20 protein-coding genes are annotated in these 20455 nt (G+C 26.0%); 8 read left to right on the top strand and 12 right to left on the bottom strand.

The window, feature by feature from the left end:
- Positions 1-6: 6 nt before the first annotated feature.
- The 3 genes from ABVS04_RS12915 to ABVS04_RS12905 form a co-directional block, all read right to left on the bottom strand.
- Positions 7-1251 (bottom strand): diguanylate cyclase, encoded by a 1245-nt coding sequence (locus ABVS04_RS12915; protein WP_368031164.1) that lies wholly within the window; start codon positions 1249-1251, stop codon positions 7-9.
- On the bottom strand, positions 1248-1760 hold the full coding sequence (locus ABVS04_RS12910) for a Rab family GTPase (RefSeq protein ID WP_368031163.1): 513 nt from the start codon (positions 1758-1760) through the stop codon (positions 1248-1250). Before ABVS04_RS12910 ends, ABVS04_RS12915 begins: the two co-directional genes overlap by 4 nt.
- A 221-nt stretch (positions 1761-1981) precedes the next feature.
- Positions 1982-2692, bottom strand: a complete 711-nt coding sequence (locus ABVS04_RS12905; RefSeq protein WP_368031161.1) for a YebC/PmpR family DNA-binding transcriptional regulator — start codon at positions 2690-2692, stop codon at positions 1982-1984.
- A gap of 106 nt (positions 2693-2798) precedes the next feature.
- Between ABVS04_RS12905 and ABVS04_RS12900 the strand changes: the two genes are divergently transcribed.
- The 6 genes from ABVS04_RS12900 (at position 2799) to ABVS04_RS12875 (ending at position 8958) form a co-directional block, all read left to right on the top strand.
- Positions 2799-3653, top strand: a complete 855-nt coding sequence (locus ABVS04_RS12900) for a M23 family metallopeptidase (RefSeq protein ID WP_368031159.1) — start codon at positions 2799-2801, stop codon at positions 3651-3653.
- A gap of 56 nt (positions 3654-3709) precedes the next feature.
- The gene (locus tag ABVS04_RS12895; RefSeq protein WP_368031157.1) at positions 3710-4453 is read left to right on the top strand and encodes a VacJ family lipoprotein; all 744 of its coding nucleotides are present in this window, start codon (positions 3710-3712) and stop codon (positions 4451-4453) included.
- 5 nt (positions 4454-4458) lie between these two features.
- Complete coding sequence (locus ABVS04_RS12890) at positions 4459-5058, top strand: ABC transporter substrate-binding protein (protein WP_368031155.1); 600 nt, start codon at positions 4459-4461, stop codon at positions 5056-5058.
- Positions 5058-7544, top strand: a complete 2487-nt coding sequence (locus ABVS04_RS12885) for an RND family transporter (RefSeq protein WP_368031154.1) — start codon at positions 5058-5060, stop codon at positions 7542-7544. The genes ABVS04_RS12890 and ABVS04_RS12885 overlap by 1 nt, the downstream gene beginning before the upstream one ends.
- Positions 7541-8104: a TIGR00730 family Rossman fold protein gene (locus ABVS04_RS12880; RefSeq protein ID WP_368031153.1), complete on the top strand. Its 564-nt coding sequence runs from the start codon at positions 7541-7543 to the stop codon at positions 8102-8104. Before ABVS04_RS12885 ends, ABVS04_RS12880 begins: the two co-directional genes overlap by 4 nt.
- A 221-nt stretch (positions 8105-8325) precedes the next feature.
- On the top strand, positions 8326-8958 hold the full coding sequence (locus ABVS04_RS12875) for an HAD family hydrolase (protein WP_368031152.1): 633 nt from the start codon (positions 8326-8328) through the stop codon (positions 8956-8958).
- Here the strand turns inward: ABVS04_RS12875 and ABVS04_RS12870 are convergent.
- From ABVS04_RS12870 to ABVS04_RS12840, 7 genes are all read right to left on the bottom strand, one after another.
- Positions 8955-9533, bottom strand: coding sequence for a TlpA family protein disulfide reductase (locus ABVS04_RS12870; protein WP_368031151.1), 579 nt, complete (start codon positions 9531-9533; stop codon positions 8955-8957). The genes ABVS04_RS12875 and ABVS04_RS12870 overlap by 4 nt on opposite strands.
- Before the next feature lie 2 nt (positions 9534-9535).
- Complete coding sequence (locus tag ABVS04_RS12865; RefSeq protein WP_368031150.1) at positions 9536-9832, bottom strand: hypothetical protein; 297 nt, start codon at positions 9830-9832, stop codon at positions 9536-9538.
- Between the two features lies 1 nt (position 9833).
- The gene (locus ABVS04_RS12860; protein ID WP_368031148.1) at positions 9834-11021 is read right to left on the bottom strand and encodes a hypothetical protein; all 1188 of its coding nucleotides are present in this window, start codon (positions 11019-11021) and stop codon (positions 9834-9836) included.
- An 11-nt stretch (positions 11022-11032) separates the two neighbouring features.
- Positions 11033-11680, bottom strand: coding sequence for a DsbA family protein (locus tag ABVS04_RS12855; RefSeq protein WP_368031147.1), 648 nt, complete (start codon positions 11678-11680; stop codon positions 11033-11035).
- An 18-nt stretch (positions 11681-11698) separates the two neighbouring features.
- Positions 11699-12130, bottom strand: a complete 432-nt coding sequence (locus tag ABVS04_RS12850) for a disulfide oxidoreductase (RefSeq protein WP_368031146.1) — start codon at positions 12128-12130, stop codon at positions 11699-11701.
- Positions 12131-12415: a hypothetical protein gene (locus ABVS04_RS12845; RefSeq protein ID WP_368031145.1), complete on the bottom strand. Its 285-nt coding sequence runs from the start codon at positions 12413-12415 to the stop codon at positions 12131-12133.
- Between the two features lie 65 nt (positions 12416-12480).
- Positions 12481-13410, bottom strand: coding sequence for a methyltransferase domain-containing protein (locus ABVS04_RS12840; protein WP_368031144.1), 930 nt, complete (start codon positions 13408-13410; stop codon positions 12481-12483).
- A 187-nt stretch (positions 13411-13597) separates the two neighbouring features.
- Between ABVS04_RS12840 and rraA the strand changes: the two genes are divergently transcribed.
- Entirely contained in the window at positions 13598-14080 is a 483-nt protein-coding gene (rraA, locus tag ABVS04_RS12835; RefSeq protein WP_368031143.1) for a ribonuclease E activity regulator RraA, read from the top strand.
- A gap of 117 nt (positions 14081-14197) precedes the next feature.
- Complete coding sequence (locus tag ABVS04_RS12830; RefSeq protein WP_368031142.1) at positions 14198-16705, top strand: glycosyltransferase family 2 protein; 2508 nt, start codon at positions 14198-14200, stop codon at positions 16703-16705.
- Positions 16706-17128: 423 nt separating this feature from the next.
- On the opposite strand, the gene ABVS04_RS12825 is transcribed toward ABVS04_RS12830, so the two are convergent.
- Together ABVS04_RS12825 and ABVS04_RS12820 are read right to left on the bottom strand one after the other, a co-directional pair.
- Complete coding sequence (locus tag ABVS04_RS12825; protein ID WP_368031141.1) at positions 17129-19129, bottom strand: BCCT family transporter; 2001 nt, start codon at positions 19127-19129, stop codon at positions 17129-17131.
- On the bottom strand, positions 19116-20393 hold the full coding sequence (locus ABVS04_RS12820) for an MFS transporter (protein ID WP_368031140.1): 1278 nt from the start codon (positions 20391-20393) through the stop codon (positions 19116-19118). The genes ABVS04_RS12825 and ABVS04_RS12820 overlap by 14 nt, the downstream gene beginning before the upstream one ends.
- Between the last annotated feature and the right edge of the window lie 62 nt (positions 20394-20455).

The following is a 20455-nucleotide window of genomic DNA, read 5'->3' as shown; positions in this document are numbered from 1 at the left end:
GTAAGTTTATACTCTTATTTTCTTATCTTCATACATTTTCTCATCAGCATGATTTAATAAATCTTCAATATTATCTCCATCTTTTGGGTAAATACTTACTCCTAAACTAAATGATAAGGGAATTGTTAAATCTTTATTATAATAAAGTGGACTCTTTTTTGAAATTTCTTCTATTCTTTTTAATGTTAAATTTAAATATTCTAATGATTTAAGATGCTCAAAAAGTATTACAAATTCATCACCACCAAGACGTGCAATTGTATCTTCATCTCTAATAATATCAGATATAACTTCTCCAATATGTTTAAGTAACATATCACCTACATGGTGACCATGTTCATCATTTACTTTTTTAAATTTATTTAAATCAATAAAACATAGTGCGAAAAAGTCTTCTGAATTTTTACTTTCAAAAATGGCATTTTCAATTTTACTCATTAACATTGTACGATTAGGTAAACCTGTTAAACTATCATGATTAACAGAGTATTCAAGTTCTGATTGTATTTTTTTAAGATATGTAATATCTTGACAGATAATTATGTTATCAGGCATATTATTATAAGTTAATTTCATTGGAATAATATCAGTATGAAAAAATATATCAACTCCATTTAAATCTCTTGCTCTTAAAACACTACCTACTTGGGTTGATGAAACTTTTATTTCTCTTGAAAAGAAATATTTAGAAAAGTGAGAACCTATCATATCACTTTGATTTAAACCAAAAAAAGAGATACAAGCTTCATTAACTTCTGTAATTATTCCTTTATCATCAATATGAAAGCTAATTAACTTTTGATTTATTAGATTATAATAAATCTCATTATTCTTTGTATCTTCTTTTTGATATTCATTATATAAATTTTCTTGATTTGTTAATTGTATTGCTTGAACATAGTCCATAGTAAGTTTTGATTGTTTTGTAAACATTGCTATATAAAAAACTTTATTTGTTTCTAAATAACAAAGTTCTATATTCACATCATAAAATATATCTCTTTTTGAAAGCATTGGGATATGTAAATAATCTTTATTATTAATATTTAAATCTTTCAATTTATCTTCTAATCCTACAAATTCCCAGAAAAAATCTCGTATATCTGAATTTACTGTTATTTCTTTGGAATCATTAACAAAATCAATTAAATTATCAGTAAATTCAACTATTTTAAAATCTTCTGAGAATAAAATACAAGAAATATTATATTTCTTACAAATAATAGGTAAAATCAATCCTGATAAAATCATAATAATTGCTCAATTATTTTTTCACTTAATGCTTTAAATAATTTTTCTATATTACTATTATTTTTTGCAGAAGTTTTGGTAATAAATATAATATTAGGATAAAGTTTTTTAAAATTTATTAAATCAATTTCCTCATGTTCAGAATCACTTTTATTTAACGCAATACAAATAGGTAAATTAGGTTCTGTTTTTTCACAAAGAATTAGATGTTCTTCTATTAAATTAATTGTATTTTTTCTAGTTACATCAACAACTATAATAAACCCTTTTGCTCCACTTAAGTAATGGCTTAATATTGGTTTAAATTCTGTTTTTCCTTCAATATCCCATATCATTGTATTTGAAGTATATACTTTATTATTTATTAAAGTATCAATAGTCTTATTTGAAATACTAACTCCTATAGTACTTAGATATTCTTCTCTAAAACTATCATCGACATAACGATTGATTAGGCTTGTTTTGCCTGTTCCAAAATCACCTAATAAAACAATCTTATAATTAAACATCACAAACCTTTTATTTTTCCACAAGGAAAATCAACTTAACTCCGATTTTAATAACTTTTAAAATGAATTATGAAAACTAAAAAAGGGGTAATTATGCAAGGATTATATCTAATTTTCTTAATAAAAATTATAGTAATTATTAAATTATTGTTAGTATTTTTAAGTTTTTGAAGCTTTTATTCAATTCCCCAATAATGGAGAAGTGAATAAATATTTTTTAATTAAGCTATATTTGTATAAACAGCTTGAACATCATCATCATCTTCAAGCTTCTCTAGTAATTTACCAATGTCATCTTGTTGAGCTTCTGAAAACTCTTGAGGATTATTTGAAATTCTTTTTAACTCAGCTTTTGTAAGCTCTATTCCTAACTCTTCAAATTTTTGGTTCATATTTCCAAAGTCAGTATAATTAGCATAAGCCAATACAAGACCTTCTTCTTCTTCAATCTCTTCAAGACCAGCATCTATTAACTCTAATTCTAAATCTTCAAGTTCCATATCAGCAGGTTTTGTAAACTCAAAAATTGCTTTTCTATCAAAGAAAAATTCTAATGAACCTGTTGGTACAACTTGACCACCATTTTTATTAAAATACATTTTTACATTTGCTACAGTTCTTGTATTATTATCTGTTGCTGTTTCAACAAAAATTAAAACTCCATGAGGACCTTTTCCTTCAAAGTTTACTTCAGAAAAATTTGCTGCATCTTTTCCACTTGCTCTTTTTATAGCTGCATCAATATTTGTTTTTGGCATATTTTCAGCTTTTGCATTTAAAATAGCTGTTCTAAGTGCCGAATTCATTTCAGGATCAGGAACTCCTGCTCGTGCTGCCATTTCAATTGCTTTTGCTAGTTTTGGGAAAACTCTTGACATATTTCCCCATCTTTTCATTTTTGCTGCTTTTCTATATTCGAAAGCTCTACCCATAATAACTCCAATTTGTTTTTCAAATTTTTTTGGATTATAGCAGGTTTGTAATAATATTTTTATAAATATAAAACTTATTCTAAAATAAAATTTGATAGTATAAAGAATGAAAAAAATATTATTACTCTCATTTATATTATTTTTAAACTTAAATGCTTTAAATATATCCAGCTCAAAAGTTAAAAATGCAAACACAGTTTTAGTAAAAATTAAAGAAGAAAATATAAGCGATCCTAAACTTACCTTTGATAAACAAAATATAGATTTCTATAAAAATCCATTTATTTCTGATTCTTATTATGCCCTACTTCCTATTTCTTACTATCAAAAACTTGGGAAAAATAGAATTATTTTTTCTTATTTAAAAAATAATCAAAAAATATTTAAAGGCTTAGATTTAAATGTAATAGATGGAAATTATGAAAGTGAAGTTATAAATGTAAAACCTTCAATTTTTAAGCCAAATAAACAAAGACAAGCTAGAACAAAAAAAGAGTATGAAGAGGCTATGAAGGTTTATAATAGCTCAAGTCCAGAACTATATTGGAATGAAGATTTTATATATCCATTAAATTCAAAAATAACAAGTAATTTTGGGACAAAAAGAGTTTATAATAAAGAATTAAAATCATATCATGGAGGCACAGATTTTCAAGCAAAAGAAAATACTCCTATTCTTGCTTCAAACTCAGGAATTGTAAGAATCTCAGAAAATAGATTTTATGCAGGAAACTCTATAGTAATAGATCATGGTCATGGTATTTATTCATGTTATTTTCACTTAAATACAATGAATTATAAAGTTGGTGATTTTATAAAAAAAGGTGAAGTCTTAGGTCTTAGTGGAAGTACAGGAAGAGTAACAGGTCCTCACTTGCATTTTACCTTTAGAATAAATGGCTTACAAGTTGATCCATTACAAGCTATTGAAGTATTAAATAACTTAAAAAATAGTTATTAAACATTTTTTATATAATTTTTTAATATAATGTTAACTATATATCAGAAAGGATAAATTTGAAAAAAATAATTTTATTAATAACCCTAACAATTTTTTGCTTTGCTGAAGATAAAAATAAAAATGACTTTGCCCATGGTTTTGATTTGGAATATAATAAAAACAAAATTGAAGTTTTTGACCCCTTAAGTGGTTATAATAGATTAATGACTACTTTTAATGATAAAATATATATGAATGTCTTAGATCCAGCAGCTAGAGGTTATGAATTTATAGTGCCTCAAACAGTAAGAATTGGCTTTGATAACTTTTTCAAAAATCTTATGTTTCCAGTTAGATTTGCAAACAATGTTTTACAACTTAAATTCAAAAATTCCGCAGAAGAGCTAGGTAGATTTTTAGTAAATACAATATGGGGATTAGCAGGATTTATGGATGTTGCTAAAAGTGAATTAAAATGGGAAGCACATAATGAAGACTTCGGACAGACTTTAGGTTTTTATGGGGTGGGAGATGGTTTTCACGTAGTTTTACCATTTCTTGGGCCATCAAATTTAAGAGATATTGTAGGTATTGGAGCTGATTCTTATGTAAGTGTATTAAGCACTACAGGAAGCAGTGATTTAAACTATAAAATACCAGATACATTCTTACAACAAATGGGAATTGCTACTTTTAATATCGTAAATACTACATCATTAAAATTAGGACAATACGAATCAATAAAAAAAGATGCTTTAGACTTATACCCATTTTTAAGAGATGTTTATACACAAGCTAGAAAAAAACAAATAGAGGAATAATATAAATGATGTTTAAAAAAATTTTTACAATTTTATTAATAATTGCATCTACATTTTCTTATGCAAATGCTTTAAAACAAAGTGAAATACAAGAACAAATGACAAAAAAAATCGATAGTGTTTTATTAGTTTTAGAAAAGAAGAATTTAACTATCCCTCAAAAAGGTGAGGAGATTGTTAAAATAATTGATGAAGTTTTTGATTATGAGTTAATGGCTAGAATATCTCTTGGAAAAGAGACTTGGAACTCAATATCAAGTGAAAAACAAAAAGAGTTTACAAAAGTATTTGAGAATAAATTAAAAAAATCATATATAGAAAAACTTGAGCTTTATAATGATCAAAAAGTTAAAATAATAGGTTTGAAACCTCATAATAACACAAGATTACAATTAGAAACACAATTAGTTGGGAAAGATGGAAATTATCAAATAAACTATAATTTTTATAATAAAGCAAAAGGTTCTGAACAATGGCTAATTTACGATGTAGATTTAGTTGGTGTAAGTATTATACAAACATATAGACAACAATTTGCTGGATTATTAAAAGAAAAATCTTTTGATGAAATGCTTGCATTATTAGAAAGCCCTAATAGTAAATAATGGTAAAAAGAATATACGATACTTTTATATTAAAGTATCCAACAGCTATATTAATAGCTTTAATGGTATTTATCTCAAGCTTAGCTTATTATGCTACAAAACTTGAGATAGATGCATCTGCTGAAACTTTACTTCTAGATGATGATAAAGATTTAAAATTTTTTAGAGAAGTTAATAAAAGATACAATAGTTCTGATTTTTTAGTTGTTACTTACTCTCCAAAAAGTGATTTACTTTCAAAAAATAGCTTAGAAACTATAAAAAATATTTCAGAGGATTTTTCAAAAGTTGAAGGAATAGAAAGTATAACTTCAATTTTAAATGTTCCTTTATTACAATCACCAATTAGACCAATATCAGACTTAGTTTCAGGAGTAGACTCTCTTGAAACTAAAGAATTTGATAAAAGTCTTGTAAAAAATGAGTTACTAAATTCACCTTTATATTCAAATGCATTAGTAAGTAGTGATTTTAAAACTACTGCCTTAGTTTTAAATCTAAAAAAAGATACAAAATATTTTGAATTACTTGAAAAAAGAAATGTTTTATTAGCAAAAAAAAGAGAAAACAATATATCTAAAGATGAAGATAAACAACTTGAAGAAGTGATTTTAGAGTTTAAAGAGTACAGAGATGTACTAAGAAAAAATGAAACTATTGAGATACAAAACATCAGAAATATTATCAAGAAATATGAAGCTAGTGGGAAAATATTTTTAGGTGGAGTAAATATGATAGCCAGCGATATAGTTGGTTATGTTAAAAATGACTTACTTATTTATGGAACATCTTTACTTTTAATCTTAGTTTTTATTTTATGGTATATTTTTAGACATATTAGATGGATTATAATTCCTTTATTTATATGTTTAGTCTCTGTTATTGCAACAGCTGGAACACTTGGTTTATTTGGCTGGGAAGTAACTGTTATATCATCAAACTTTATTGCTTTACAATTAATCATAACTATTTCTATAGTTCTACACTTAATTGTAAGATATAGAGAGTTAAATGTAAAATATAAAAATGCAAGTCAATATAAGCTTATTATTAATACTATTTTATCAAAATTCAATCCATCATTTTTTGCAATTATCACCACAATAACAGGATTTGGTTCTTTAGTTTTATCAAATATTGAACCAGTTATAAATCTTGGTCTTATGATGAGTACAGGTATTGCAATTTCTTTAGTTTTATCTTTTTTAATTTTCCCAGTTATCTTAATAATGATGGACAAAAAAGATGAACATGAGCAAGAAAATACAAGATTTTCTTTTATAAAAAAATGTTCAGATATTGTAGAACATAATGGAAAACTAATTATTGTTACAAGTATTCTTGTTCTTATTTTTTCTTTAAGTGGAAGCTTAAAACTTATAGTTGAGAATAGTTTTATTAGTTATTTTAAACAATCAACAGACATATATAAAGGTATGCAAGTAATTGATGAAAATCTCGGAGGAACAACACCTTTAGATATTATTATCAAGTTTAAAGATGAGCCTAAAGCTGTTATAAAAGAAGTAGTAAAAGATCAATTTGATGATTTTGAAAATGAATTTGCAGCAAGTGCAGATGATAAACAATATTGGTTTAGCCAAGATAAAATGGATACTATAACAGCCGTTCATGATTATCTAGAGAGTCTTCCTGAAGTTGGAAAAGTTCAATCATTAGCAACCTTATTAAAAATTGGACAATCATTAAATAATGGAAAAAAATTAGATGGAATTACTTTAGCATTATTATATAATCAATTACCACCTAAATATAAAACATTAATACTTTCTCCATATATTAATATAGATGAGAATGAAGCTAGAATTACTATTAGAATAGTTGATTCAAATCCTAATTTAAGAAGAAATGATTTATTAAATAAAATAAATCATGATTTAAAAACAATAATCCAAAATAAAGAAACAACCGTAAAACTATCTAATCTTATGGTTTTATATAACAATATGCTTCAATCTTTATTTGAATCACAAATTGCTACATTAGGATTTGTAGTTATTATTTTATTTATAATGTTTATAATTTTATTCAGATCATTAAAAATATCTCTAATAGCCATTGCAGCGAATATAATACCTATTTCAGCAATATTTGGAATAATGGGTTGGCTAAATATTCCTTTAGATATTATGACTATTACGATAGCAGCAATTGCTATAGGAATTGGAGTTGATGATACCATTCACTTTATTCATAGATTTAAAGAAGAGTTTAAAAAAGATCACAATTATATAAACTCAATGAGAAGATCACATGAAAGTATTGGATATGCTATGTATTATACTTCATTAGTGATAATCATGGGATTCTCAATTTTAGTTTTATCTAATCTAATTCCAACTATATATTTTGGATTATTAACAGTTATTACTATGATTACAGTATTAATTGCAAATTTAATATTGCTACCAAGATTAATTTTAATTTTTAGACCATATGAAAAACTAAAGGATATAAATAAATGAATATAGCAATATATTGTGGTTCTTCATTTGGGAATAATATAATTTATGAAGAATCAACAAAAAATTTAGCTAAAAAATTAGCATTGAAAAAATTCAATATTGTCTATGGTGGTTCACTTCAAGGATTAATGGGAATTATTTCAAATGAATCACTTAAACATAATAATATGGTAACAGGTGTAATCACATATGACCTAGTTACAAAAGAAATTGAAAATAAAAATATTACTAAAATTTATAAAGTTGACACAATGAATCAACGAAAAGCAAAAATGGAAGAACTAGCAGATGCATTTATAGCAATTCCAGGAGGTTTTGGAACATTAGATGAAACTTTTTCTGTACTAACTTCAGCACAAATTGGACACCATGAAAAACCCTTTGCATTTTACAATGTAAATGGTTACTATAATAAACTAATTGACTTTCTAGAAAACTGTGTTAAAGAAGGTTTTATTGGAAAAAGTTTTGTTGATATGTTGATTGTTAGTGATGATATTGATGAAATCATAAAAGGAATTGAATCATATAAAGCACCACAAAGTAAATGGGCTAAATAACAAAATAAAAATTATTTACTTTTTGTTAACTCTTTATTTAATAAGAGTTAATACTAAGACCTTATAATTGTTTTACAAGTTAATTAATAAACTTAATTTTTTGCGATGTTAAGATCTAAAATTAACCTTCCTCCTACTATATACAAAGTCCAAAAGGAAAGCTTTTTTAGTTTTCCTTTTTTTTTACACAATAAAATTAAACTATAGGAAATAAATTATATATGAAAAAATACATATTATTTGATAATGATGGAGTTTTAGTAGAAACTGAGAATTGGTATTATGAGGCTAATAAAAAGGCACTAAAAGAGTTAGGATTAACTCTTCATATGGATAAATATCAAGAAATTATGGCAAGAGGTGGAACAGCTTGGGAAGTCGCTATTGAAGCTGGTGTTAAAGCAGAAACTATTGACAAAAAAAGAGTTCACAGAGATGCTTATTATCAAGAGTTTTTACATACAAAGAATCTTGAAATTCCAAATGTAAAAAAAGTCTTAAAAAATCTTTCAAAAAAATATGAAATGGCAATAGTTACAACTTCTAGAAGAGTAGACTTTGAGCTTATTCATAAAAATAGAGGAATAAGTGATTATATGCAGTTCGTATTATGTGTTGAAGACTACAAAAGAGCTAAACCCTACCCTGATCCTTATTTAAAAGGATTAGAGTTATTTAATGCTTTGCCTGAGCATACTATTGTTGTTGAAGATTCTCAAAGAGGATTAACGTCTGCTGTAAATGCAAATATAGAGTGTGTTATTGTAAAAAATGAATTTACAAAAACACACGATTTTTCTAAAGCTAACTATTTTATAGATAATTTAGAGCAATTAGAAAGAATTTTAAATTAGTTTTTAATTGCTAAATTAATATACTGTTCTAAATCTTCTTTTGAAGTTTTTCCAACAAATTTTTTCACAAATCTACCCTCTTTTGTAAATAAAAACATTTCAGGAATCTTTTTCACATCACCTAATTGTTTTGCTAATTTAAAATTTTCTTCACCAACAGTAACAGGATATTCTATTTCATATTTTTTTATAAAATCCAAAATTTCTTGTTTTGGTTTATCTTTTTCAAATAATACAGAAACGATTTCAAAATCATTTTTATATTTTTCTCTAAGCTCTTTTAAAACTGGAAGTTCTTCAATACAAGGTGGACACCAAGTAGCAAAAACATCAACTAAAATAGCTTTTTTCCCCTTATACTCTTCAAAATCCAATCCTTGCTCTGTACTTTTTAAAGTAATAAATTTTTCATCTGTAGTAAGCAGTGTAAAATTTTCTGAAACAAACTCAACGGGAGCACTACTTGGATGTGTTCCTGCTTTCACAATTGCACTCTCATCTATTGTTGTTTTATTATCACACCCACTAAATAGAAGACCTGTTATCATTAAACCTATTAATAAACTTTTTTTCATTATTATTTACCTAAACCCGATAATTCTTGTATTAATTTTTTTGCTTCAATCTCATCAAAAAATATATTCATTGAAAGTTCATAATTTACTCTCTTTAAAAACTTTATTTTTTCTTGAAATTGTAACTCTTTATTCTCTTCGTTTTCTTCTAAAATATTTAGAAGCTCCTCTTTATAAGCTTGTATTAACTCCTCTTTTTTTAGAGGTGCTGATTTGATAACAATATTTTTATTCTTTTTAAAATAAATAAAAATAATAGTTAAAACAGCACTTAAAAATAAGGCTAATACATATTCCATTTTACTTACTACTTCTTGCTATTGCTTTGGCTTCTTTTGCAATAGTCTCAGCTCGTCTTGCAATTTCTAATATCTCTGCAACTTTTGCATTGTAATCAACTTCATTTTCTAGTTTTTCAATTCTTTCTAAAACATTTCTATAATCTATATGCCCTATTGTTTCTAAAACTCTTGGTGCATTTAAAATATGTTTTATCAAGCCTAAATCTTTCCAATTAAATGTGATTTTATTATCTAAATGCTCTTTATAATTCTCATTTATTTGTGTTTCATTTTTAACAAAAGCCAAATCTAAATTAATATCATCTTCTACTTTTGCAAAGAATCTATAATATAAACTTTGTAAGTAAATTGGATTTTTTAAGTTTGAAATATACTCATAAACTTTCTCTTTTTGACCAATTTCCATCATATAAGCTAAGATATTTTCTGAAATCATTATATTACTATTTTCAAATAATGAATTTATTTTTTCATTACAATTAATAAATATTTTTCCTGATTCTTCTTTTGTTAAAGCTTTTACAAATTTAAATAAATCTAAATTAAAAGCAAAACTAAATCTATTTATTTCTTCTTGTAAAGGAGTTAAAATAGACTCAGGATTTTCCAAAGTATTTGCGAAAGCCACAATACTATTTACATATTTGATGTCATTTTCTTTAAAACTAATATTTTTATAATAAGTTTCTATCTCATTTTTCAGATTTTCATCCAATAATATTCGAGATTTATTTTCATAATATTTAGTTAATTCTTCATTTTTATACTTTTTTGAATTAGCTGCAATTAAAGAGTATACAGATGAAATTTGCTTATAAGATTTTATTTTCTTTTTTATACTAAAATCTTTTAATAAAGCCAACTGAGAAGTTAAAATATCTTCTTTTAGCACATTTAAACTAGAAGCAACTTCTACTCCTCTTTTTGGTAATTCAAAAGCAATTTTTGATAATTTCCTATCAAATTCATCAAAATCAGAAGAATTTTGCACTTTGGATACAAGTCTTAAAAGCTCTGATTTTTTAAAAGCATTTTTTATAAAAAATACTGCAATTAGTAACAAGACTAATATTATTAAAACTACAATATAAATTCCATTTGGATTTTGTGAATAAATTAATCCTAAATCAAAATTTGACTCTTTTACAAGTGTTAAGAATTCACTAATTTTTTCTAAAAATGACATCATTTTCCCTTTTATTTATAAATTTCTGACTCCACCATATCAAATAAATCTTTTTGCGATAAAACACTTAGTCTTTTTTCATTAACAAAAATAGTAGGTGTTCCTCTTACATTTAACTGGTTTGCATCTTGCGTATCAATATCCATAATTTTTTCAATTTCTGGATTTTTTGAATCTTCTTTTAATTTATTTATATCTAAATCTGGAATTACAGCTAAAAATTCCCATAATAATTCTGGTTTTTCATTATTGTGCTGTGCCCAAAGAGGCTGTTTTTCGAATATTACACTTAAAACTTCTTCATATTTATTTTGTATTCTTGATGCTTCAAGAATTTTTATTGCAAATCTTGAATTTTTGTGATTTGGAACATATCTTACGACTAACTGTATTTCTTCATGATATTCTTTATATAATTTTCTCATAATTGGATGAAATAGTGCACAAGATTCACACTCAGGGTCTAAAAATTCTACTACTGAAATATTCTTTTTATTATCACCAAATTTAATTGAATGATCTCTAATTAATGAATTACTATTACTTTTTGTTTGTAATTCTTCTTTTTTTACTTCATTATTTTTGTAAAAATAACCTAAACCTAAAAATATTAATACTAATACTAATATTGAACTTAAAACTAATTTCTTATTTTGCATAAATTTAATTTCCTTTTTCTATTTTCTAATTTTTAATAATAAAATTAATATTGTAGTATATGCAAAAAAAGATAACAAAGGAATAGTAATAAAACCTAACCAATTAATATAAGCAGTAGAACAAGGGACTCCTTGTACGCAAGGTGACAGATTTTCAGGGATTATTCCAAACATTAATAAATTATGATAAATTGAAATTATCCATCCTAAAATTACTAAAGGAAATGCATATTTAAAAATTTTATCATCAGGAAATAAAAGATTTACTAAAAATAAAAAAACCAATGAATACATAAATATTCTTTGATACCAACATAAAGAACAAGGAATAAAATGCATTATTTCTGAAAAAAAAAGACTACCAAAAGTAGCTATCAAAGATACTATTAAAGCAAAAAAAACATAAGTCAAGTTACCAGAACTTGACTTATTAATCGAATCAAAACTCAATTAAGCTCCTCCACCAATATCTGAATTTAATTCGTCATGAATTCTATTTCTTGGAATTGAATCACATAATGCAACAGATTCATTTAGAGCTTTAAAAAATTCTGAAATATTTTCGTAAGGAATTTCAATTTCAGAAACTTTTGTTTTACCATGAGAATAAACAGCAATACTTACAACTGGACTACTATATTCACCATAAGGCTTTTCAACATGCTCGATTCTTACTGTATCATCAGTAGAATGAGCCAACTTAAATGTTTTTACTTCTATATGTTTTGATGGCATGATATACTCCTTTTAATTTATTAACAATTGTAACAAAAAAAATATCATAAACAAAACATTTTTACTTATTTTATTGAGGTAGCCGTTAAAAATAGATAATTTTTCCCAGTTAATGTAACCCTATATTTTTTTTGTTGTAAATATTTTTTACAAAAATAAACATCTTTATATAATACAGACTGCTCACTATAGGAATAATTGGCTGCTTTTGCTCCATATATCATTTCTCCATTTATCCATCTGCAATTTGGAAAACCTAAAATTATAGACCCTTTATCTTCCAAATAATTTTGGATTAAATCCATAAATAATAGTTTAAAATTTAAACCTGAGCTTTGTAATGTTCCTATTGAAATTAATAAATCTGCTTTTTTTAGATTTAATTCATCTAATTTATTTATATCATGAGTATAAAAACTAAAATTTTCTTTAGGAAATCTATTTTTTGAATATTCTATTGCACTTTTAGAATAATCAATTCCCACAAAATTCATTTGATTTAAAATTTCTTCATTTATTAGTTTTTTTATAACATCAAATTCATCTGCTTTATTTATACCTAGATTTAATATATTTCTTTTTTCTTCAATTTTTACATTTTTTAAAGCATTTAAATAAGTATTTAAAAAAACTGGTTCTTCATTTTTATTAATTCTAAAAAAAGTTGAATTTTCACCATATTTTTCATTTCTTTCATCATTTAAATCGTTATGAAAAGAATCAAGTTTATTTAATTTTAAAAACTTCAATACAACAGTATTTTCATTTAAAGCAATAATTAACATTCTGCAAAATAGAATTTCTGATAAATCAGTCCATGATTTATAAGATCTATAAATAAACTCTTTTTCTTCTATTTTTATTTTTTCACCCGTATATATATTATCTTTAACATTTGGATTTAAAACTTCAATATATATTTCATTATTAGTTTTTAATTCATTTTCTAAGTATTGAATTATTTCAAACATTTCTTCATTAATAAATTTTTTCATTTATAATCTCATTTTAGGCAATTTTTTGGATTATATTATACTTTTAAAAAATATACAATGTTTTTTATAGCTTATTAAATAAAATTAATATTTAAAATTAATAAATTTTTAATTTTATACACTTTTTATACATATTATTTATATACCATACACTCTGTTATATTTATTAGGAAAGAAAGGATCAAATATGAACATTCAAACAGCAGATTTATGCGATGAAAATAGAGACAAAAAAATAGAAGTTTTATCTTCAAAATTTACAAATTATGGTGGACTAAAACAATTTTCAGGACAAATAGTAACTGTAAAACTTGATAAAAGTAATTGGTTATTATTAGAAATGCTAAGAGATGAAGATGGTGAAGGTAGAATTGTTGTAGTAGATAATTCACAAGAATTTTATGGAGTTGTTGGAGATAAACTAATGGCTTTTGCACTTAAAAATAATTGGAAAGCAATTATTTTAAATGGTTACGTTCGAGATACTGATGAAACAAAAAATATTAATGTTGGTTTAGCTGCAATTGGAACTTGTCCATTAAGAAATTTTGAAAAAACTCAAGGACAAAGAGACATTGAATTAAGTTTTGAAGGTCTTACTTTTAATACAGGTGATTATATTTATGCAGATAATGATGGAATTATTTTAACTAAATCAAAACTAATTTAACTCTCTACTTTAATATCTCAATCTAGTTAACTTTATAATAAACGAAAAAATGGTAATATAATATATTAATTATTTAAAAGGAAACTAACGTTGAGATATATTATCTTAGGTCTTATCATGGCAGGGTTATTCCAAGTATTTTTTTGGATTACTCAGGATAACCGTGTGTCATTAATTGAAACTTCATTCGAAAAAGTAGAGTCACTCTCTTACTCTCCATTTGAAGGTTACGACAAAAAAGTTTTATCAACTGAGCAAATAGAAGAAGATGTAAGTATGCTGTCGCACTTTACTAATAAAGTTCGTACTTACTCTACTGCTGATGCTAAAGTAATATTAGAAGCAACTTCTAAAACAGATTTACCTGTTGATTTAGGTATTTGGATAAGTGGTGATCACAAAGAAAATCACTTAGAAATACAAAGAGCATTAAAATTATTGGAAAAATATCCAGATAATATTGCAAATGTTATAGTAGGAAATGAGACTCTTCTAAGAGCTGATTTAAATGAAACAGAATTATTTGCATATATTGATTTTGTTTCTGAATTTACTAATAAACCAATCACTTGTGCTGAAACATGGGATGTTTGGGAAAGAATTCCAGATCTTGCAAAACATGTAGATTTTATCACTATCCATATTTTACCTTATTGGGAAAAGGTTCCTATTGATAGATTTAATGACTTTATTATTGAAAAATATAGTGTTGTTGAAAAATTATTCCCCTATAAAAAGATAAATATTGGGGAAACAGGATGGCCAAGCCATGGATATAATAATAATAATGCAGTTCCAAGTTTAAAAAATCAAGCTGTTGCAATTAGAGGTTTTATAAACTTAGCTTCTGAAAAAGGTTGGTCGTATAATATTGTTGAAGCATTTGATCAACAATGGAAAGGTTATGATGAGGGTAATGTTGGTCAATACTGGGGAATTTTCACATCAGATAGAGAATTAAAATTCTATTTAAGTGGGGATATTGAACTAAACCAATATTGGTTATACCAAATGATTGCTGCAATTATCATTGGAGCTTTATTAACTTTATATGGTCTTAGAAATCAAAGATTAAATATCAATCATGCTTTAGCTTACGCAGTTACAGCTCAAGGTATGGCATTTGGTATTGTAATGGCGGTTATATATCCATTTGCAAACTATATGAACTTTGGTATGTGGGTTATGTGGGGAATGGGAACATTTTTAATGATTCCTTTGATTATTATTACACTTGCAAAAGCAAATGAATTATTTAGAAATTCTTTAGGAGTTGGACCACAAAGACTTGTTCCTCTTGATTTAAGATCAGAAAATATTCCTTTTGTTTCAATTCATGTTCCTGCATATAAAGAGCAACCTCATGTATTAGCTGAAACACTAAGAGCTTTATCTAAATTACAATATCCAAATTATGAAGTTTTAGTAATTATCAATAATACTTCAGAAGAGTATTATTGGAAACCAATTGAAGCTTTATGTAAAGAACTTGGTGATAAATTTGTATTTATGAATATTACTTGTACTGGATTTAAAGCAGGTGCTTTAAATGCAGCTTTAGATTATACAAGCAAAGAAGCTGAAATTATTGCGGTTATTGATGCTGATTATGTTGTTGAATCTCCTTGGTTAGTTGATTTAGTTCCATTATTTGATGATCCAAAAGTTGCAATCGTTCAAGCTCCACAAGATCATAGAGATGGTAATGAATCAATTATCAAAGCAGCTATGAATGCTGAATATGCTGGATTCTTTGATATTGGTATGATTGATAGAAATGAAGAAAATGCTATTGTTGTTCATGGAACTATGGTGATGGTAAGATTAAGTGCTATGATGGAAGTTGGTGGTTGGGGAACTGACACTATTGTTGAAGATAGTGAATTAGGTCTTAGACTATTTGAAGCTGGATATCTTGCACACTATACAAATAGAAGATATGGTTATGGATTACTTCCTGATACTATTGAAGCATTTAAAACACAACGTCATAGATGGGCATATGGAGCTATTCAAATCCTTAAAAAACACTGGAGAGAATTTACACCATCTGCTAAAAAACTAACTTCTAGACAAAAAAATAAATTTGTTGCTGGTTGGTTCTTTTGGTTAAGTGATGCTTTAGGTCCAGTTATGGCTATTATGAATATCATTTGGGTTCCTGTTATTATATTTGTGGGGGTTACTATTCCTACAATTCCTTTAACAATTCCAATTATTACGGCGTTTTTAGTAAATGTTTTACATACTTTTATTTTATATAGAATCAAAGTAAAAACATCATTTAAAAATACAATTTTAAGTTCTATTGCATCTATGAGTTTACAATTAATCATTTTCAAAGCTGTTTTTGATGGTTTTGTAAAAGATGGTTTACCATTTAAAAGAACTGATAAAGGTGGAAAAGCTAAAAAAGCAGCAACTAGTACTAACCCTATTAAATATGAAACTATTTTAGGTACATTATTATTAATTTCATTTTTTGGATTAATATTTACAAATTATACAGGTATTACAGAAATTTATGTTTTTGCAGCAACTATATTTATTCAAAGTATCCCTTATATCTCAGCAATTGTTATGAGAATACTTGAAGTACAATCTCTTAAAAATCAGAAGTCTTAAGACTTCTGGTTATTCAAATCAATTCTTAACTTTTAAGTACCTTTCAATCATTTTAAAACTAATATTAATTAATTATTTTGTATATTACAAATCCAAAAAAATCCACATAATAGGAATATATAATTAACAAAATAATTATTTACTTATTTATATCTACAAGTTTATTCTCAAATGAATTTAAATTAAATGCTTTAACAAAAGAAAAAGAAAGTTTAATTAGTAAATATGAAATAAAAATAAAAATAGCACAAGCTAAAAACTTATATCAAAGAATTAATCTTTTATCACAAACCTTAAGCTGTTTAAAAAATTCTCGCAGTAAAAAAGATATAACAAATAGTAAAACAGAAGAACAAAAAGAGATTATGGAAATAATAAAGAACTAAATATTAGAAGTCAAATTGACTTCTAATAAAATAGTTTTTAATCAATAGGAACTACAGGATTAAGTGTAGATGTATTATGTAAAAAATGTCTATGTTTTTCAAACTGATCAATAATATCAATAACTATTGCATCTTCGTCATAACCATAAATATCATAAGCTTTATTTCCATCTTGTAAATAAACTTCAGCACGAGCATATTTCTTTTGCTCTTTTGTTGGGTTTACTGACTCAGGATAAGCATAACTTGGTGTATCATAGTTTCTAGCTCTTACTTCGTAAATAAAATCAAAGTCGTTAGAATGTTCAACTCTTAAAACTGATATAGCTTTTTCTTTATCACTTATAACTTCTACATTCCATGCATATTTTGAAAGTTCTTCTTTTACAGCTTCCATTGCAAGAATTACATCTTCATTAATAAATCTTTTTGTTTCTTCAACTTTTGGAAATTCAATGATTCTATTAAGTCTTACTTTCCATGTTCCACTTATTTTCCCATGACGACCTGCATTCATATGATGTCTTAAGCTTTCATTTCTAATTGTTTCAAGCTTTAGAGCTTTATAAAGTCCCCAACAAGCAATTAGCATAACAATAGCAAAAGGTAAGGCTATAATAATTGAAGCTGATTGTAAAGCTCCTAAACCACCTGCAAGTAATAAAGCAATAGCAACAACACCTTGAGTAACTGCCCAAAAGATTCTTTGCCAAACTGGATTATTATCACGTCCACCTGATGCAATTGTATCAACTACAAGAGATCCTGAATCAGATGATGTTACAAAGAAAGTTATAACTAAAATAATAGCAATAATAGATGTGAAACCAGAAAAAGGAAAGTGCTCTAAAAATTTAAATAAAGCAGTTGAAACATCTGCTGATACAGCTGATGATAAAACAGTAAATCCATCATGCATAATAGCATCAAGTGCACTATTTCCAAATACTGTCATCCAAATAAAAGTAAATCCAACAGGAACAAATAATACTCCAATTACAAACTCTCTAATAGTTCTACCTCTTGAAACTCGTGCTATAAACATACCAACAAAAGGAGCCCATGCAATCCACCAAGCCCAATAAAATAAAGTCCAAGAACTAATCCATGATGTTTTATCATAAGCATATTGATTAAAAGTCATAAATACTATATTTGATAAATAAGAACCAATATTTTGAATATAGGCATTTAATAGAAAAAATGTAGGTCCAGCTAAAAATACAAATAAAACTAAAAAACAAGCTAAATAAAGATTTAATTCAGATAATCTTTTAATTCCACCATCAAGACCTAAAACAACTGAAATTGTTGCTAGTGCTGTAATTACTGCAATTAATATTATTTGAGTAGTAATTCCAACGGGAATATCAAATAAATAGTTTAATCCTGAATTTACTTGTAAAACACCAAAACCAAGAGAAGTGGCAACTCCAAAAACAGTTCCTAAAACAGCAATTGTATCAACACTATGTCCAATTCCTCCATATATTTTATCTCCAACCAAAGGATATAAAGCAGATCTAATAGACAAAGGTAATCCATGTCTAAAAGAAAAATAAGCTAATACTAAACCAACCACAGCATAAATTCCCCAAGCATGTAATCCCCAATGAAAAAATACTATATTCATAGCCATCTTAGCTGATTCTATACTTTCACCCGCTCCAATAGGAGGAGATACATAATGCATTACAGGTTCAGCAACACCCCAAAACATAAGTCCTATTCCCATTCCAGCTGAAAATAACATAGCAAACCAAGATATATTATTATATGCAGGTTTTGATTGATCAGGCCCTAATCTAAATCTTCCAAATGGTGAAATTGCTAAAAATAGCACAAAAAGTGTAAATATTCCTACACTTAACATATATAACCAACCAAATTTCTCTGCTACAAAATTTTTAACTGTGCTAAAAACATCACTTGCCACTGTTGGCATTATCATTGTAAAAACCACTAGTAATATTATAAATAATACTGATGGTATAAATACGGGTTTTAAGATTGTTGTCTTAAAATTATTGTCTGTCATCTAATTCCTTTTTATAATCTAAATCTTGTCTTGGGTCCATTTCAACTACAGTACTTCCTGAAGCTACTGGTATATTAACAAATACGCTCATATGATCATCTGCTATTCTTTTTTTAGACAATGAATAAAAACCTAAAAAAACACCTAAAATTGCAAAAACTACAAATATAAATTCTGAATAATAGTAAAGACCAAAACCTAAAAGTATAGGAGCTATAAAAGAGCCTAAACCATAAGTAAATAAAAGTGCTCTACTTATTTCTACAATATCTTTATTTTCATCAACCACATCATTTGCTCTAGCTAATGCCAATGGGTAAATAGAAAAAATACTAAGTCCTAATAAAATTCCTAATAGATAAATCATATTTTCATATGAAAAAGATACAATAAATAATAAAGAAACAATAGCAATATAAAATCCATTAATTGCAATAAGTTTTCTTCTTCCATATTTATCTGATAATAATCCTATAGGCCATTGAGAAATCAAACCTCCTATAATCGTACATGCCATAAATAAAGAAACCATTTCTATTGAGGAGTATTTCTGTATTAAATATATTGGTATCATTGTAAAAAATCCACCAACTAAAAAACCACCAACAAAACAACTAACTAAAGCAAGGGGTACCACTGAAAATAGTTTTGGGAAACTATATTTTTCAAAAGGTTTTAAAATAGGTTCTTTAATTTTTGTCATTGAAATAAATAAAACTGAAAAAAGAATTAATACAGAACCCAGAATAAAAATTATATAAGTTGTATCACCTTTTATATTTAAAAAAAGCTGCCCTAATGCAGTTGCAAGATAGAAAATGATTGTATAAATTGCAAGTATTTTTCCCCTATGCGTTTGACTACTCTTTTCATTTAACCAACTCTCTATTATTATAAGTAAAGCATAAAATGCAAAACCTGAAACAAAACGCAAAAATGCCCAAAGATATTCATTAAAAAATAGTGCTTGAATTAAAAAAGAAATAACCATCAAAGAAGCAAAAGTAGCAAAACTTCGAATATGCCCAACAGAAGAGATAATTTTTTGACTAAAAATTGAAGAACCAATTGCCCCTAAAAAAAATGAAGCATTGATTAAACCGATAATTGCATCATTTAAACCTAAATCTTTTAAGTAAACCCCAACATAAGTAAGTATCATACCATAACCAATAGCTAAAAAAGCAACTGCAAAAAATAGTGATGAAATAGGACTTAGTGAGAACTTTTCTATGTACGAGTGTGTATTTATATTGTCATTCATTGAAAGAAACTAACATATTTTATCTTAAGCTTTACTTTTAGTTGTTTATTTATTACTTGAAA

Source organism: Arcobacter sp. s6 (genome assembly GCF_040884245.1).
In the GTDB taxonomy this organism is placed as follows: Bacteria; Campylobacterota; Campylobacteria; order Campylobacterales; family Arcobacteraceae; genus Aliarcobacter.
This window is presented reverse-complemented; position numbering and strand designations above follow the sequence as displayed.

Coding starts and splice junctions, on each gene's coding strand:
- ABVS04_RS12915 (WP_368031164.1), bottom strand. CDS start 1,251: ATGATTTTATCAGGATTGATTTTACCTATTATTTGTAAGAAATATAAT.
- ABVS04_RS12910 (WP_368031163.1), bottom strand. CDS start 1,760: ATGTTTAATTATAAGATTGTTTTATTAGGTGATTTTGGAACAGGCAAA.
- ABVS04_RS12905 (WP_368031161.1), bottom strand. CDS start 2,692: ATGGGTAGAGCTTTCGAATATAGAAAAGCAGCAAAAATGAAAAGATGG.
- ABVS04_RS12900 (WP_368031159.1), top strand. CDS start 2,799: ATGAAAAAAATATTATTACTCTCATTTATATTATTTTTAAACTTAAAT.
- ABVS04_RS12890 (WP_368031155.1), top strand. CDS start 4,459: ATGATGTTTAAAAAAATTTTTACAATTTTATTAATAATTGCATCTACA.
- ABVS04_RS12885 (WP_368031154.1), top strand. CDS start 5,058: ATGGTAAAAAGAATATACGATACTTTTATATTAAAGTATCCAACAGCT.
- ABVS04_RS12880 (WP_368031153.1), top strand. CDS start 7,541: ATGAATATAGCAATATATTGTGGTTCTTCATTTGGGAATAATATAATT.
- ABVS04_RS12875 (WP_368031152.1), top strand. CDS start 8,326: ATGAAAAAATACATATTATTTGATAATGATGGAGTTTTAGTAGAAACT.
- ABVS04_RS12870 (WP_368031151.1), bottom strand. CDS start 9,533: ATGAAAAAAAGTTTATTAATAGGTTTAATGATAACAGGTCTTCTATTT.
- ABVS04_RS12865 (WP_368031150.1), bottom strand. CDS start 9,832: ATGGAATATGTATTAGCCTTATTTTTAAGTGCTGTTTTAACTATTATT.
- ABVS04_RS12860 (WP_368031148.1), bottom strand. CDS start 11,021: ATGTCATTTTTAGAAAAAATTAGTGAATTCTTAACACTTGTAAAAGAG.
- ABVS04_RS12855 (WP_368031147.1), bottom strand. CDS start 11,680: ATGCAAAATAAGAAATTAGTTTTAAGTTCAATATTAGTATTAGTATTA.
- ABVS04_RS12845 (WP_368031145.1), bottom strand. CDS start 12,415: ATGCCATCAAAACATATAGAAGTAAAAACATTTAAGTTGGCTCATTCT.
- ABVS04_RS12840 (WP_368031144.1), bottom strand. CDS start 13,410: ATGAAAAAATTTATTAATGAAGAAATGTTTGAAATAATTCAATACTTA.
- rraA (WP_368031143.1), top strand. CDS start 13,598: ATGAACATTCAAACAGCAGATTTATGCGATGAAAATAGAGACAAAAAA.
- ABVS04_RS12830 (WP_368031142.1), top strand. CDS start 14,198: ATGGCAGGGTTATTCCAAGTATTTTTTTGGATTACTCAGGATAACCGT.
- ABVS04_RS12825 (WP_368031141.1), bottom strand. CDS start 19,129: ATGACAGACAATAATTTTAAGACAACAATCTTAAAACCCGTATTTATA.
- ABVS04_RS12820 (WP_368031140.1), bottom strand. CDS start 20,393: ATGAATGACAATATAAATACACACTCGTACATAGAAAAGTTCTCACTA.